The organism is Cupriavidus taiwanensis, from assembly GCF_900249755.1.
GTDB lineage: Bacteria > Pseudomonadota > Gammaproteobacteria > Burkholderiales > Burkholderiaceae > Cupriavidus > Cupriavidus taiwanensis_D.
Genome location: NZ_LT976854.1, coordinates 1,290,986 through 1,306,274 on the forward strand (window position 1 = coordinate 1,290,986; position 15,289 = coordinate 1,306,274).

13 protein-coding genes and 2 tRNA genes are annotated in these 15,289 nt (G+C 69.1%); 6 read left to right on the top strand and 9 right to left on the bottom strand.

Features of this window, described 5'->3' with window-relative positions; genetic code table 11:
- Positions 1-32: 32 nt before the first annotated feature.
- Both CBM2594_RS21485 and ribA read right to left on the bottom strand, forming a co-directional pair.
- Positions 33-509, bottom strand: coding sequence for a MarR family winged helix-turn-helix transcriptional regulator (locus CBM2594_RS21485; RefSeq protein ID WP_116358791.1), 477 nt, complete (start codon positions 507-509; stop codon positions 33-35).
- Positions 510-607: 98 nt separating this feature from the next.
- Positions 608-1,204: a GTP cyclohydrolase II gene (ribA, locus tag CBM2594_RS21490; protein WP_116358792.1), complete on the bottom strand. Its 597-nt coding sequence runs from the start codon at positions 1,202-1,204 to the stop codon at positions 608-610.
- A 262-nt stretch (positions 1,205-1,466) separates the two neighbouring features.
- Between ribA and CBM2594_RS21495 the strand changes: the two genes are divergently transcribed.
- Positions 1,467-1,997: a riboflavin biosynthesis protein RibA gene (locus CBM2594_RS21495; RefSeq protein WP_116358793.1), complete on the top strand. Its 531-nt coding sequence runs from the start codon at positions 1,467-1,469 to the stop codon at positions 1,995-1,997.
- Here the strand turns inward: CBM2594_RS21495 and CBM2594_RS21500 are convergent, their stop codons facing one another.
- The gene (locus CBM2594_RS21500; protein ID WP_116358794.1) at positions 1,998-2,468 is read right to left on the bottom strand and encodes an Lrp/AsnC family transcriptional regulator; all 471 of its coding nucleotides are present in this window, start codon (positions 2,466-2,468) and stop codon (positions 1,998-2,000) included.
- 152 nt (positions 2,469-2,620) lie between these two features.
- Here CBM2594_RS21500 and CBM2594_RS21505 point away from each other — a divergent pair, with 152 nt between their 5' ends.
- Positions 2,621-2,962 carry an AsnC family transcriptional regulator gene (locus tag CBM2594_RS21505; RefSeq protein WP_116358795.1) on the top strand — a complete coding sequence of 114 codons (342 nt, stop codon included), beginning with the start codon at positions 2,621-2,623 and terminating at the stop codon, positions 2,960-2,962.
- Positions 2,963-2,972: 10 nt separating this feature from the next.
- On the opposite strand, the gene CBM2594_RS21510 is transcribed toward CBM2594_RS21505, so the two are convergent.
- The gene (locus CBM2594_RS21510) at positions 2,973-3,896 is read right to left on the bottom strand and encodes a LysR family transcriptional regulator (protein ID WP_116358796.1); all 924 of its coding nucleotides are present in this window, start codon (positions 3,894-3,896) and stop codon (positions 2,973-2,975) included.
- A 129-nt stretch (positions 3,897-4,025) separates the two neighbouring features.
- Between CBM2594_RS21510 and metE the strand changes: the two genes are divergently transcribed.
- On the top strand, positions 4,026-6,416 hold the full coding sequence (gene metE, locus CBM2594_RS21515) for a 5-methyltetrahydropteroyltriglutamate--homocysteine S-methyltransferase (RefSeq protein WP_116358797.1): 2,391 nt from the start codon (positions 4,026-4,028) through the stop codon (positions 6,414-6,416).
- An 82-nt stretch (positions 6,417-6,498) separates the two neighbouring features.
- On the opposite strand, the gene CBM2594_RS21520 is transcribed toward metE, so the two are convergent.
- Positions 6,499-7,911: a DUF1254 domain-containing protein gene (locus CBM2594_RS21520; RefSeq protein ID WP_116358798.1), complete on the bottom strand. Its 1,413-nt coding sequence runs from the start codon at positions 7,909-7,911 to the stop codon at positions 6,499-6,501.
- A gap of 241 nt (positions 7,912-8,152) precedes the next feature.
- A complete protein-coding gene (locus CBM2594_RS21525) occupies positions 8,153-8,530 on the bottom strand; it encodes a short-chain fatty acid transporter (protein WP_116358799.1) in 378 nt (125 codons plus the stop codon).
- Positions 8,531-8,779: 249 nt separating this feature from the next.
- Between CBM2594_RS21525 and CBM2594_RS21530 the strand changes: the two genes are divergently transcribed.
- Positions 8,780-10,477, top strand: coding sequence for an MBL fold metallo-hydrolase (locus tag CBM2594_RS21530; protein WP_116358800.1), 1,698 nt, complete (start codon positions 8,780-8,782; stop codon positions 10,475-10,477).
- A gap of 79 nt (positions 10,478-10,556) precedes the next feature.
- A tRNA-Arg gene (locus CBM2594_RS21535) sits at positions 10,557-10,633 on the top strand.
- A gap of 97 nt (positions 10,634-10,730) precedes the next feature.
- On the opposite strand, the gene CBM2594_RS21540 is transcribed toward CBM2594_RS21535, so the two are convergent.
- A complete protein-coding gene (locus CBM2594_RS21540) occupies positions 10,731-11,864 on the bottom strand; it encodes a hydrolase (RefSeq protein WP_232346706.1) in 1,134 nt (377 codons plus the stop codon).
- A gap of 83 nt (positions 11,865-11,947) precedes the next feature.
- On the opposite strand from CBM2594_RS21540, the gene CBM2594_RS21545 reads away from it, so the two are divergent.
- A complete protein-coding gene (locus CBM2594_RS21545) occupies positions 11,948-13,705 on the top strand; it encodes a GGDEF domain-containing protein (protein ID WP_232346707.1) in 1,758 nt (585 codons plus the stop codon).
- 111 nt (positions 13,706-13,816) lie between these two features.
- Here the strand turns inward: CBM2594_RS21545 and CBM2594_RS21550 are convergent.
- Together CBM2594_RS21550 and CBM2594_RS21555 are read right to left on the bottom strand one after the other, a co-directional pair.
- Positions 13,817-13,903: transfer RNA gene (locus CBM2594_RS21550), tRNA-Leu, on the bottom strand.
- A gap of 96 nt (positions 13,904-13,999) precedes the next feature.
- Positions 14,000-15,286: an amidohydrolase family protein gene (locus tag CBM2594_RS21555; RefSeq protein WP_116358803.1), complete on the bottom strand. Its 1,287-nt coding sequence runs from the start codon at positions 15,284-15,286 to the stop codon at positions 14,000-14,002.
- Positions 15,287-15,289 lie beyond the last annotated feature (3 nt).

The following is a 15,289-nucleotide window of genomic DNA, read 5'->3' on the forward strand; positions in this document are numbered from 1 at the left end:
TATTTTTTTGGTCAGGTATTGCCGCCCTCTTCTCAGTCAGTCGATGCCCCCGCGCCTTGCTGGTGCGCGATCAGTGCTGCGGTGAGCTTGTCGATGCAGCGGTCCAGTGTCTGCACTTCCGCCTGGGTCAGCACCGACAGGAACATCTTCTCCAGCATGTCGCCGCGCTGGTAGGTCTGCGCCACCAGGGCTTCGCCGGCCGGCGTCAGGTAGAGATTCAGCTGCCGGGCATCCGCCTCGCCAACTTCCCGGCGCAACAGGCCGCGCTTAGCCAGCGCGGTGACCAGCTTCGATGTCACCGTTTTTTCCAGCAGCGCCAGCTCGATCAACCGCGTCAGCGTCAGGCCCGGCTCCAGCCCGGCGAAACGCAGCACACGCAATTCCCGCAAGCCGATGCCGAACTCGCGCTCATAGAAGCCGGAGGCCGAATCCTTGGTCATTTCGCAGAGCCGGTTCAGGCGGAATGACATGAATTCGAGGATGGAGTGGGTGGGAGCGTCAGCGGACATAAGGAAAGGTTCGACGGCCGTTAGATTCTATGAGCAATAGTTTCCGCTAGCAACTAAATGGCCGCGAAAAAGCCCGCACGAAATCCGGCGGGCAACGTTCAATCCAGCAAATGCCCCATCCGCGTACGCTTGGTCGCCAGGTATTTCTCGTTCTCGGCGTTGGACGGCACGATGTGGCGCAGTTGCTCCGAGACGGTAATGCCGGCCTTCTCGAGCGCGGCGGCTTTCAGCGGGTTATTGCTCATCAGGCGCACCGACCTGACGCCCCACTGGTGCAGCAGGTCCGCGGCAAAGGCGTAGTTGCGGGCGTCGATGGCCTGGCCCAGGGCCAGGTTGGCGTCGACGGTGTCGAGCCCGCCATCCTGCAGGCGGTAGGCGCGGATCTTTTCGGCCAGGCCGATGCCGCGGCCTTCGTGGCCGCGCAGGTACAGCAGGATGCCGCGGCCCTCGGCGGCGATCTTTTCCATGGCGAGTTCGAGCTGCGGGCCGCAATCGCAGCGGCAAGAGCCGAACACGTCACCGGTCAGGCATTCGGAATGCAGGCGGATCAGGACGTTGTCGCCCGACACATCGCCCACGCTGAGGGCCAGGTGCTCGATGCCTGAATCGGCGCCTTTGAAGGCGTGCGCCGTGAAGTCGCCGAACCGCGTCGGCAGCCGTGCCGAGTCGATCAGCTCAATTTCTGTGTCATTCATACCGGAATTCTTGGTCAAAAGGCGGGGGCGCAGCCCGGCACCGCCGACATTATGAGCGGAATCGGGCGTTCGCGCTGAAATTCCCCGCCAGCGCTGGCGTCGGGGGTGGTCGGCCAAATCCTACAAGCGCAGGCGCAGTCCACTTATGCAACCGCTTCAAACGAATCTCTAGACTCGGTTTACAGGCCACGGGCCGTTCCTCCGGCAGGCGGGGAGACAGTGCGCAACGCCCACCCGGGCACGGCCGCAGCAGGAGTTCGCCATGACCGACAATCCACTCAACGCCGAGGCAGCCAGCACCAAGATCGCGGCGCTGTTCGACACCAAGCTGGCGGCAAGCAACGCCGCCGAGCGCGTCTGTTACGAGGCCCACCTGAAGCGCGGGCAAGTGCGGCTGGTACACCCCTACGAGGCGCATTTCGGCCGCAAGCTCGAGCCGGAAAACGACGGCATCGTTCACACCGCGGTGCGCTCGCACCTGATCATGGCGGCGCTGGGCGCCGTGGTCGGCCTCGCCGTGGTCGGCATCCTGCACCGGCAGGAAGTCGATGCGGTGATGCAGAGCCCGGGCCTGGCGGCGGGCGCGGCGCTTTTCCTCGGGGTGATGTTCGGCATGCTGCTGGCCGGCTTGATGACGGCACGGCCGGACCACCAGCTGGTGATCACGCCGGTGCGCGAGGCGGTTCAGCATGGCCGCTGGGCGGTGCTGGTGCATCCCACCACGCCGCAACAGTGCAACGAGGCCCTGCGTGCGCTGCGCAATACCACCGCCGAAGTGCTCAGGACCGCCTGATCACGGCTCTACCGAAGTCTCGCGCTTGAGCGTGCGCAGCACGAAGGTCGAATGGCTGTGACGCAGGCCCGGCAGCTTGTAGAGCTTGTGCCGCAGGAACTCCTCATAGCCCTGCGTGCCGGCCACCGCAACCTTGATCAGGTAATCGTATTCGCCGGTCAGCAGGTAGGCCTCCATCACCTCCGGCAGTTCTGCCAGCGCCTTGCCGAAGCGGTACAGCATGTCGTCGTCGTGCCGCTCCAGCGTGACTTCGATCAGCACGGTGTCGGGCAAGCCCAGCGCCTTCTGGTTCAGTAGCGCGGCGTAGCCTTCTATCACCCCGCTCTCTTCCAGCGCCCGCACGCGGTTCCAGCACGGCGTGGCCGACAGTCCCACCTGCTCCGCCAGGCGCGCATTGGACAGGCGGCCGTCGCGCCGCAGTTCGCGCAGGATGCGGCGGTCGGTGTCATCGAGTTTGGGCGACTGTGCCATCGAATACCATCTTCCAAGAATAATCTCCCTCAAATTCTATCAGAACAGGATGATTCTCCTGATATTGACGCGTGTATGGAGAGAATTAGAAAGCCAATTCTGCGTCACGGCTGGTAAATTTACCTGCATAGATCGACTGCCGGAAACGACACATGCCAGCCACCCGCCCGCTCCCCACCTTGCGCCTTTCTTTGCGTCTCGCCCCCGCCGACCTGTTCGGCGCCATGGAATGGGTGCTGGCCAATGCGCGCCGTACCGGCCTGGCGCCGCAGCAGTTGCGCTTCGACACCGCCCCGCAGGCCGTCATGCATGCGACGCTGACGGCAGACGACGCCGGCCTGCTGTGGCTGTTCCTGCGCCGGCTCGATAACGGCTTCGACGTGGAGCTGCTGGTCGCGGACGTGGAGGATCCCGACGACGACACGGTGGCAGAACCGGCGCCGCGCGCGGCCACCCGCTGCAACGGCGCCGCCGCGCTGATGCTGACCGCCTGAGCGGACCAGCCTACGCTGCCGCTGCCAGCAACTCGATCCCGTCGAGCTGCGCCGCGCAGGTATCGCGCACGATCGCGACGAAATCCGCCACGTAGGGCCGCCGCGCCATCGCCGCCGGCACGGTCGCGTAGAGTTCGCTCCACAGCCCCCGGGCGCCGATGCGCTTGGCCAGCACGTAGTCGTGGTCGACATAGTTCTTCACGCCCCAGTTGGGCAGCGCCGCGACGCCGCGGCGGCTCGCCACCAGTTGCAGCACCGCCACCGTCAGCTCGGCGGTGCGCCGCTCCAGGTGGATGCCGGCGGGTTCGAGCACCTCGCGGATCAGGTCGATGCGCGACTCGGGCACCGGGTAGGTAATCAGGGTTTCGCCGGCAAGGTCGGCGGCTTCGATGCGGCGCTTGTTGCGCAGCCGGTGTTCGTTGGCGATGACCGCCAGGATCTCGAAGCGGAACAGCGGCGCCACCTCCAGCCCGCGCCGCGCCGCCGGCTGCGAGCCGATCACCATGTCGGCGCGGCCGTTGCGCAGCAGCGCGATCGGGTCGGCATGGAAGCCGGCGACCAGGTCCACTTCCACTTCGGGCCAGCGCCGCCGGAATTCGTCCATCACCGGCATCAGCCAGTCAAAGCAGGTATGGCATTCCAGCACCACGCGCAGCTCGCCGCGGGTGTCGCCCTTGAGCCGTTCGATATCGCGGTCGGCCGCGCTGACCGCGGCCAGCACCTCGCGCGCCAGCGCCAGCAGGCGCTCGCCCGCCGGCGTGAAGCGCAGGCCCTGGCGCGTGCGGTCGAACAGCGGCACGCCGTAGTGCGCCTCGATCGCCTTGATCTGGTGCGACAGCGCTGACTGGCTGACATGGACGCGCTCGGCCGCGCTGGCCAGCTTGCCCGACTCGGCAATCGCCACCAGTGAACGCAAATGGCGGACTTCGATCATGCCTGGCCTCCGCGGTGCCACCTTCCCCGCTTAATATGAAATGGATTCATACGTTGTTTAAAACTTGTCGCTTGATTCATTTTATGGGCAAACCGACACTGTGCGCCAGACCTCTACCGGAGCAAGACCATGGCACGCACCCATATCCTCGGCTTTCCCCGCATCGGCGAACGCCGGGAACTCAAATTCGCGCAGGAAGCGTTCTGGCGCGGCGAACGCAGCGAGACCGAACTGCGCGCAGTCGGCGCCGAGCTGCGGCGCCGCCACTGGCAACTGCAGGCCGGGCGCGGCCTGGATACCGTCGCCACCGGCGACTTTGCCTGGTACGACCAGATGCTGAGCCTGACCGCGCTGCTGGGCGCGCTGCCGCGCCGCTTCGACTTCGATCCGGCGCAACTGACGCTGGCGCAGTATTTCGAACTGGCCCGCGGCAACCGCGAGCAGCCGGCGATGGAAATGACCAAGTGGTTCGACACCAACTACCACTACCTGGTCCCCGAGCTGGACGCCGACACCACCTTCGACGGCGGACCGCAATGGTTCTTCGAGGAAACCGATGAAGCGCTGGCGCTGGGGCTGCGCGCCCGTCCGGCGCTGATCGGCCCCGTCACCTACCTGTGGCTGTCCAAGAGCCATGTGCCCGGCTTCGACCGCCTGTCGCTGCTGCCGCGGCTGCTGCACGCGTATCGCCGCATCCTTGCCCAGCTGCAGGCGCGCGGCATCGAATGGGTGCAGATCGACGAGCCGGCGCTGTGCCTGGACCTGGAACCGGCCTGGCTGGACGCCTTCGACACCGCCTACGCCGCGCTGCGCGAGGGCGGTCAGCCAGCCGCTCCGAAGCTGCTGCTGGCGACCTATTTCGACACCGCCGCCGACCATGCGCAGCGCGCGGCCGCGCTGCCGGTCGACGGCTTCCATATCGACCTGGTGCGCGCCCCCGCGCAACTGGCGGCGTGGCAGGCCGCGCTGCCCGGGCATGCGGTGCTGTCGCTGGGCGTGATCGACGGCCGCAATATCTGGCGCACCGACCTGCGCCGCGTGCTGGCCCTGCTGCGCCCGCTGCACGGCGCGCTGGGCGAGCGCCTGTGGCTGGCGCCGTCGTGCTCGCTGCTGCATGTGCCGGTGTCGCTGGCACAGGAGGCGCGGCTCGATGCCGAGCTGAAGTCCTGGCTCGCCTTCGCCACGGAAAAGCTGGACGAGCTGTCGGTGCTGGCCCGCGCACTGGACCATGGCGACGCGGCCGTCGCCGACGCCCTGGCCGCATCGGACGCCGCACAGGCGTCGCGCCGGGCCTCGCGGCGCGTGGTCAACCCGCGCGTGCAGCAGCGCCTGGCCGGCGTGAACGACGCGATGGCCCGACGCGCCAGCCCCTTCGCCGAGCGCATCGAGCGCCAGCGCGCGGCGCTGGCGCTGCCGCTGTTGCCGACCACCACGATCGGCTCGTTCCCGCAGACCGCGGCAATCCGCCAGACCCGGGCCGCCTTCAAGCGCGGCGAGATCGGCGCGCTGGAATACCTGGAGCGCATCCGCGCCGAGATCGCGCTGGCAGTGCGCAAGCAGGAAGCGCTGGGGCTGGACGTGCTGGTGCACGGCGAGGCCGAGCGCAACGACATGGTCGAATACTTCGGCGAGCAGTTGTGCGGCTATGGCTTTACCGAGAACGGCTGGGTGCAGAGCTACGGCTCGCGCTGCGTCAAGCCGCCGGTGATCTACGGCGACGTGTACCGCCCGGAACCGATGACGGTCGACACCGCCCGCTACGCGCAGTCGCTGACCGAGCGGCCGATGAAGGGCATGCTGACCGGCCCCATCACCATGCTGCAGTGGTCCTTCGTGCGCGACGACCAGCCGCGCGCCACCACCGCGCGCCAGCTCGCGCTGGCGATCCGCGACGAGGTGTGCGACCTGGAGCAGGCCGGCATCCGCGTGATCCAGATCGATGAACCGGCGCTGCGCGAAGGGCTGCCGCTGCGCCGCGCCGACTGGGACGCCTACCTGGACTGGGCCGTGACCGCGTTCCGCCTGTCGGCCAGCGGCGTGCAGGACCAGACCCAGATCCACACGCATATGTGCTATGCCGAGTTCAACGACATCCTGCCCGCGATCGCGGCGCTGGACGCGGACGTGATCACCATCGAGACCTCGCGCTCGGCAATGGAATTGCTGGAGGGCTTCGGCGACTTCGACTACCCCAACGAGATCGGGCCGGGCGTCTATGACATCCACTCGCCGCGCGTGCCGTCGGTGCAGGCGATGGAGCGGCTGCTCGATCGCGCCTGCGAGGTGGTGCCGCCGCAGCGGCTGTGGGTCAACCCGGACTGCGGCCTGAAGACGCGCGGCTGGGAGGAAACCGAAGCGGCGCTGGCCAACATGGTCAGTGCGGCGCGCGCGCTGCGCCAGCGCCTGTCGGCGCCGGAGGTCGCGGCATGGAAGCGCGTCGAGCGCACGGGCGCGACCGTGGCCGCGCCGGTGCCGCACGCGGCCGGCGCCTGCACCGCCTGCGCCACGCACGCGCACTGACCAGCCGGCCGGCGCCACGTAAAAGAACAGGCCGCATGCCCGTCGGGGCATGCGGCCTGTTTGCCTGCCAGCGCCTGGCGGATCAGTTCACCCGCATCACCGGCGGCGGCATCCAGGTGCCGTCCAGCAGCGCCTGTTCCGGCCAGTACGCGCGCAGCATCATGTTCAGGCCATCGGGCGGCGCCGGCAGCCAGTTGGCCGCCCTGGCGCCGGCCGGGCGCTCATGCTGGATGTAGATATCGAGCGAGCCGTCGCGGTTGTAGCGCAGGCGGTCGCGGCTGCCGATGGCATAGCGCTGGATCGGGTTCGGCACGAAGGCCTGGCGCTCGTTGTACAGCGTCAGCGACCAGAACGCGCGCGCCGGCGGCAGCTGGTGCTTGTCGAAGTGCAGCACGTAACGCGCCCCGCCCTGCAGCGGCTTGCCATTGGCATCGGTGCGGGTGGAGGCGTAGATCGCATCCTCCGGCAGGTTGGCGCCGAGCCCCACCCACGCGGTGACCGCGCGGCGGCCATAGCTGGTGCCGTAGGTGCCGAGGTCGCGATGCATGACCCAGCCGTTGCCGGCGTCGGCGTTGCCCTTGCGCGCGGCCTGCTCGATCGCCGCCAGCGCGGCGGTGGCGCCCTCCTGCACCGCCCGCGCGGTGGACGGCTCCATCACCGTGGTCTTGAACGGCACGCCGGGGCGGATGCCCATGCGGCGCATCTTCTCGACCATGGCGCTGTCGGCCGGCGCCGGCGGGTTGGCCGGCAGCAGTGCGGCAAAGCGCGAGAAGAACGCCTGCGCGTCCATGGCTGCCACCTGCTCCACCGGGGCGCTGTCGGGATCGAGCGCGGGCCGCGGCGCGGCCTTGTCCGGCACGCGGCGGCCGCCGCCCCAGGCCGACAGCGGCGTCAGCCGGTACTGGTCCTGCAGCCGGTGCACCGCGGGGAAGTCCTGCTTGCCGCTGGCTTGCGTGCGGCCGATCAGCCAGACCATCGAGGTGGGCGAGCGGATCTCCTGCATGCCCTTGGGCAGCGTGCCGCGCCAGTCCGGACCGGTGATGGCGAAGTTGCCGCGGCGCGTGCCGGTGGTGCGCTTGCCCGGTGCGGCGAACACGTTGGTCCACGCATCCATCAACGGCATCAGGTAATAACGCCCGCGCGTATCGGGCACGGACAGGATCACCGGCTCGCGCGACAGGTCCAGCCACGCCGACGAGTACAGCGTGTCGGCATTGGGGCTGACCACCTCGGTGAAGGTGGCATCCGGGAAGGTGCGCTTGTGGCTGAAGGTGTTGGCGGGCGTGCGCAGCGTCATCAGCTCGCGCGTCACGTCCATCAGCACCATCGGATAGGCAAAGGTGAAGACCTCGGCGGACAAGGCCTTCATGGCCTGGTCGGAGGGCGGCTGTTCGGCGGCGGCCGGGTTGCCGGCATAGTCAGGCGCGGTGGCGCAGCCGGACAGCATGACGGCGAGCGTGACCGCGCCCGCCAGTTGACGAAAGATAGGCTTCATGACCCCGATTCCCAAAGTTCTTGCGTGTTCTCCGGGCATTGCGGCTATGACTGCCGGCATGTCGTCCCGAAGGCGCATCTGTCCGTCGCATCTTGTCCGCGCGCTGCCGGCCTGTCAATTCCACGAAGGCGGGGAAAGCGCGCAGGCACACCTATGGCAAGCCGCGATGGCAAATGCGTGCATGATAAGCCACGCCGCGAAACTTTGCCGTCAAGCCGTTCCGGCACGGCGCCGGCGCGGTTCAGTACCGCATCTGGACATCGTCGACCTTGCCGGTGCGCGCGTTGTACAGGCAGACGTAGTGGAAGCCGATCGCTGATTCGCTGTTGTCGGGCTCGAACACGCCTTCGCCGTTGACCGAGGTCTGCGCGTTGGGACGCTGGTAGTACTGCTCGCGGTCGGCCATCAGCATCACGCTGCCCGGCTGCGGGTAGCGTCGCTGCAGGGCTTCCGCCACCGCGGGCTCGCAGGCCGCGGAGGCCGCGCGGGACATGGCCTGGGGGTCGACGGTGATGCGGGTGGCGGGCGGCGGCACCGGGCGCGGCGCCAGTTGCGGCGGCGTCTCGCAGGCCGCCAGCAGGCACGCAACCGGCAGGCACAGGTAAGAAGCTCGGATCACGCGGACCTCCTCCGGTAGGAACGCCGGCGTGGCGCTCCGGAAAGTGAAGCGGAGCTATCAGGTTACTGCCTGCGGCCGGAAAAGCCAAAGCCCGCCCACCCGCGCCGCAAGCCCGGGGTCACCGTGGCGGCCGCCGCGGCGCCGGGATTCCCCGGACTTTCGAATCCGCGAACGCGGCTAAACTAGCGCACGCGGCGTGCCCCGCCCTGCCCCCGGCGCGCCTCACGTACAACCCACGATGCCGACACAATGACAACCACAGAGACAAGCGGCAACCGCCCCGCCAACCCCACGCCGCTGCTGCGCACGGCCGCCAGCCTGCTGGTGGTGCGCGACGCGCCCGCCGGCATGGAAGTGCTGCTGGTGCGCCGCGTCGAACGCGCCAACGACCGCAGCAGCGGCGCTTATGTTTTCCCCGGCGGCACCCTCGATGCGCAAGACCGGCACCTGCACCCGCACGCCCACGGCCTCGATGACGTGCTCGCCAGCGAACGCCTGGGCCTGCCGGCCAGCGGCCTGGACTTCTACCTCGCCGCGGTGCGCGAGTGCTTTGAAGAGGCCGGCCTGCTGTTCGCCTGCGACCACCAGGGGCGCCTGCGCGCGCCGCACGAGCTGGACACCGCGCAGCAGGCGCTGCTGCGCGAGGCCGTGCAGCGCGGCGGCCCGGGATTGGCCCACGCCTGCGAGCAACTGGGCCTGCGCCTGGCGGCGGACCGCCTTGCCTATCACAGCTACTGGCTGACGCCGCCCGGCCTGCCCAAGCGTTTCGATACCCGCTTCTTCGTCGCGGTCGCACCCGAAGGCCAGCTTGCCGTGCCCGACGGCACCGAGATCGTCGAGCACCGCTGGGTGCGCCCGGCCGAGGCGGCCGACCCGGCCAGCGGCCTGCCGATGATGCATGTCACGCGCCGCACGCTGGGCTCGATCGCGCAGTTCGAGACCGCCGCCGCCTGCTTTGCCTATTTCTCGCAGTTGCGCGGCATCGCCTGCATCATGCCGCGGCTCGCCACCGGCGCGGCTGGGGTGCGACCGGTGATGCCGAACGAGCCGTGCTACGCCGAGATCGGCCGCATCGATCCCGACGGCAAGGTGCACGGCCGCTACGAACTTGCACCCGGCGTGCCGGTGCAGTTGTCCGAACGGGTGTGGCGCGTCACGGCCAACAATGGCAGCGTAATGACCGGCCCGGGCACCAACACCTACCTGGTCGGCGGCGGCGCGCGCAACGAATGGGCCGTGATCGATCCGGGCCCGGACGACGGCGAGCATGTGCGCGCCATCCTGGAAGCCGCGCCCGGCCCGATCCGCTGGATTCTCGCCACGCACACGCACCTGGACCATTCGCCCGCGGCGGCGGCGCTGCAGGCCGCCACCGGTGCCACCGTGCTGGGACGCGCCGCCCCCGCCGGCCCGTGGCAGGACCCCAGCTTCGCGCCGCAGCGCGAACTGGTGCACGGCGAGCGCCTGGCCCTGGCCGAAGACTGCACGCTGCGCGTATGCCACACCCCCGGCCATGCGTCCAACCATCTCTGCTACCTGCTGGAAGAAGAAAAGACTCTCTTCACCGGCGACCACGTGATGCAGGGATCGACGGTCGTGATCGGCCCGCCCGATGGCGACATGCGCGCCTACCTCGACTCGCTCGCGGCGCTGCAGGAAGAAGACCTGGAGTGGCTGGCGCCGGGGCACGGTTTCCTGATCGCGCGCCCGCAGGACGCCATCCGCATCCTGGTGCGCCACCGCCTGCAGCGCGAGGCCAAGGTGGCCGGCGCGCTGCGCGAACTCGGTCCTGCCGCGCTTGGCGAGCTGGTGCTGCGCGTCTATGACGATGTGCCGCCGCGCATGCACCCGGTGGCGCAGCGCTCGCTGCTTGCGCACCTGATCAAGCTGCGCGACGAAGGCAAGGCGCGCGAGGCGGACGGCATCTGGTCGGAAGCGGCGGGCTGACGCCGGCGGCGGCATTGAAGATTTTTCGGCGGGGGGCTTGCGCAAACCAATAATTGCGATACAATTGCGCCTCTCGTGTGCGGCTGTAGCTCAGTTGGATAGAGTACTTGGCTACGAACCAAGGGGTCGTGGGTTCGAATCCTGCCAGCCGCGCCACCTATGCAGAAAGAAAAAGGGCTTCCGGAAACGGAAGCCCTTTTTCCATTGCTGCGCGCCTGTTGCGCGCCACTGCCCCCACCACCCCTGCGAATCCCTACCACCGATACCGCGCCCCGACGGTTCCGCTCGGGTTGCGCCCCGCGCGGACCTTGAACCACAGCTTCACACCGGTCTTGGTATTGCCATGCGCACCGATATTGAACGAGAACAGTCCGCGCAGCAGGTCGGCATCGATCTTGGTGCCGTTGATATTGATGACCTGCTTGCGGCTTTCCTGCCACCAGTCAGCCTCGACGAACGGATAGATGCCCGCCAGCCGCGTCGGCTGCGCGCCGTACAGGCGCACGCCGATGCCGGTCGCGCTGGCATCGCCAGGCATGGCTTGCGACAACATGTTCGGATCAGCGCTGGTGCCGGGCTGGTAGGCCAGCTGCACGCGCGGCTGGATGGTCAGCCCGCCCGCGCGCGGCACCACCGCATCCATGGCCAGCGCCATGGTGCGCACGCGGCTGTCGGCAAAGCCGCTGGCGGTGGTGATGTCATCGAGATGCAGCGACACCCGGCGCGCACGTTCCGACGTGGCCGCGCTGTCGCGGTCCGTGGCGGCAAGGCCCGGGGCATCGTCATCGGGCCCGGCGCCCGTGGCGCGCGTCAGGAGGGAAGCAGAGGGGGATGACTGCGGCGCCGCCGCGTATTCGACGACGACCGGCTCCAGGGGCTGGACCATCCAGCCGCTTGGCTCGGAGCCTTCGGCGAGTTGATCGGGACCCTGCGCCGCTTCTGCCAGCTCCGGCAGCGCCAGGCTGGCCTGCAGCGGCGGGGCAGCGCCGGCAGCGTCGTGGAACTCCGGCAAGGCTTCGTCTGCGTGGGCCAGCGCACACAACAGCATGGCCAGGATGGCGCAGTAATGCAGGTGATGGTGGACGATGCCGGGATGCGCGGCACAGCCGTGCCATCCGGGGTTCGTCCCCGCCTCCCTCTCTCTCGATGATGACAAGACCACAGTCATGGCAACCACCTTCGGGACGTTATAAGAGCCTGCCCGATGAGCTTGAGCATAGGTCAAATGCCCCGCCAGCGTTAGCCGCGAATGTGTGGCGGCGCGCGCCCGCAGGCCGTTGCGGAACAGCTCCGAAGGCCGGCGTGGCTGGCGCAAATTGCAGAAGATTTGGACAGCCGCCGCAGCCTTTTCGACAATAATGTCGGCAATGACAAAATTTCCACGCATGGCCCGGCCGCTGGCTGCCGGGTCGAGACAGCATGGCCCTGCGGCAACGCGCCCGACGGCCTGATCCCGACCATGGCACTGCCATGAGCCCCGGCAGCGCGCCGCGCCGCAGCCTGCAGCGCAAGCTGTCGATGGCCACCGCGGTGGGCGGCCTCTGCACGGTGGTGCTGGCCGCCCTGGTGATCGCCGGCTCGTACGGCGACTTCGCCACGGCGCGGCAGAACCTGTACGACATCTCGGCGTACCGCGAGGTGCTGGACGCCGCCAATACGCTGTCCGCCGAACGCGGCCCGGCCAACAGCGTGCTGGGCGAGCCGCCGTCGCCGCACAGTGCGGCGCGCGAGCGCCTGCAGGCGTTCCGCGCGCGCAGCGACGCCGCGCTGGCGCGGCTGGCCGCGCCGCCGCCCGCTCCCTTCGGCCTGCACAGCCACCACCTGCCGCCGCTGATGATCGAGCGCGTGCGCGAGCGCCTGGCGCGCGCGCGCACCGAGATCGACGAACTGGCCGCGCGCCCGCCGCAGCAGCGTGACATGGACGAGATCCGCCATGCCATCGAAAGCATGTTCGAGGTCGTCGACGCGCTGCAGCCGGCCATCGCCTGGCAGGTGCGCGAGCTTTCCGTTTGCGATGACGGGCTTGCCGCCCCCGCCCTCACCGGCAAGATGCTGGGCGACCTGCGCGAGTACGCCGGGCGCATGGCGTCGCAGATCATGGCACCGGTGGCGGCGCGCCAGCCGATCCCGGTGCGCAGCCTGGTCGATGCGACGCGCTCGCGCGGACGGCTGCTGGAGCTGTGGCAGCTGGCCGGGCCGGCGTACAACATGTTCGGCGCCGCGCCCGCGCTGGAGCAGGCGTATGCCGACGCCGGCCACCAGTTCTTCGGCCGCGGCGTTGCCATGGTCGACAGCCTGGTCGCGCAGGGGCGCATCTCGGGCAACTACTCGATGACGCCCACCGAACTGACCAACCGCTACGTGCCCACGCTGGAGCCGCTTGAGCGGCTGCGCAGCGTGTTCCTGGACGAAGTGGTGGCGCATTTCACCAGCACGCGCGAGCGCGCGCTGCGCCGGCTCGCGGCCGCGTGCGGCACGTCGGCGCTGATCCTGGCGATACTGGGCTACATGCTGGTGTTCGCGCGGCGCGCGGTGTTCCTGCCGCTGCTGCGCGCGCGGGCGGAGGTGATCGCGCTGGCCGAGGACCGGGGCCACCCGCACGATGCCGTGCAGGCCATGCGCCCCGGCCAGGCCGCCGAGATGCGGCGCCTGTTCGATGCCATCGACATCCTGCGGCGCAAGCTGCGCGAGCGCGCCGCGCTGACCGCACAGCTGGAGCAGCAGGCCCGCACCGACAGCCTGACCGGCCTGCTGAACCGGCGCGCGCTGGAGCTGGTCGCAACCCGGTACGGGGCGCACGAGAGCGCCAGCCTGGTGCTGATCGACGTCGACCGCTTCAAGCAGATCAATGACCGCCACGGCCACGCCGCCGGCGACCAGGTGTTGCGCAACATCGCCGCGCAGATGCGCGCGCTGGTGCCGGCCGAGGGCGTGCTGGCACGCTTTGGCGGCGAGGAGTTCGCGCTGTGGCTGCCGCACGGCCGGCCCGGCGCAGCCGCCGCGCTGGCCGAAACGCTGCGCGCGGCCATTGCATCGCGGCCGGTCTACCTGTCCGGCACCACGCAGCTTGGCGTGACCGCGAGCTTCGGCGTGGCCGTCGGCCATGGCGGCGCGGCACACTGGCAGCGCCTGTTCGGCGCGGCCGATGCGGCGATGTACCGCGCCAAGGCGGAAGGCCGCAACTGCGTGCGCGAGGCGCAGGACCTGGAAGGGATGCCGGGGCGCTGAGCACGACAGGCAAAAAAAAGCCCGCTTGCGCGGACCGTCTTGTCATTGCCCGTTCCCGTCCGGATTGACGTAAACGAAGAAAGGCTCGCTTGCGCGAGCCTTTCCGAATTTTGGTGCCCAGAAGAGGACTCGAACCTCCACAGTGTTGCCACCGCTAGGACCTGAACCTAGTGCGTCTACCAATTCCGCCATCTGGGCTTCGTTTCGCTGCATTGCTGCTGCGATGCGAAGAAAGAAATTATGCCGAGCGCCCCCAGCGCTGTCAACACCCTTCCGCAAAAAACTTTGTGCACGCTATGCCGCACCGCCGCCGCGCAGGAAATCCACCTGCGCCGGGCGGCCGGGCAGCGCCAGCGCCGCGGTCGCCGCCGGCGTGGTGGCGATGGTCTTGCCGGCGCGCAGCACGCGCAGGCGCGTGCTGCGCAGCCGGATCGCCTCGACCGGGTCGCGCGCCTGCAGCAGCACCAGGTCGGCGCGGCAGCCGGGCGCCAGGCCATAGCCGTCCAGCCCCAGGATGCTCGCCGGCGCCGCCGTCACCGCGTCGAAGCACGCGCGCATCGCCTCCTGCCCCGTCATCTGCGCCACGTGCAGGCCCATGTGCGCCACTTCCAGCATGTCGCCGGAGCCGAGGCCGTACCACGGGTCCATCACGCAATCGTGGCCGAACGCGACCGGCACGCCGGCCGCCATCAGCTCGGGCACCCGCGTCATGCCGCGGCGCCGCGGGTAGGTATCGTGCCGCCCCTGCAGCGTGATGTTGATCAGCGGATTGGCGATCGCCGCCACGCCGGCCTCGCGCATCAGCGGGATCAGCTTGGACACGTAGTAGTTGTCCATCGAATGCATCGAGGTCAGGTGCGATCCCGCCACCCTGCCCTGCAGGCCCAGCCGCACGGTTTCGCTGGCCAGGGTCTCGATATGGCGCGACAGCGGATCGTCGCTTTCATCGCAATGCATGTCGACGCGCAGGCCGCGATCGGCCGCCAGCTCGCACAGCAGCCGCACCGACTCCGCGCCCTGCGCCATGGTGCGCTCGAAATGCGGGATGCCGCCGACCACGTCGACCCCCAGGTCCAGCGAGCTCTTCAGGCTGGCGAGCGCGCCAGGCGCGCGCAGCACGCCGTCCTGCGGGAACGCCACCAGTTGCAGGTCCAGGTAGGGCCGCACGCGTTCGCGCACGTGCAGCAGCGCCTCGACCGCCAGCAGGCGCGGATCGCACACGTCCACATGCGAGCGGATCGCCAGCAGCCCGCGCGCCACGGCCCAGTCGCAATAGGCCAGCGCGCGCTCGACGATGGCGTCCTGCGTCAGCAGCGGCTTGAGCTCGCCCCACAGCGCAATGCCTTCCAGCAGCGTGCCCGACTGGTTCACGCGCGGCAGCCCGTACGACAGCGTGGAATCCATATGGAAGTGCGCGTCGACGAACGGCGGCGTCACCAGCTGGCCGGCGGCGTCGATCTCTTCGCCAGCGCGCGCGGCCAGGGCCGGCTCCACGGCGGCGATGCGGCCGCCGGCAATGCCGATATCGATGCCGGTGCGCCCGTCGGGCAGGCTGCAATGCCGCAGGATCAGGTCGAGCATGGG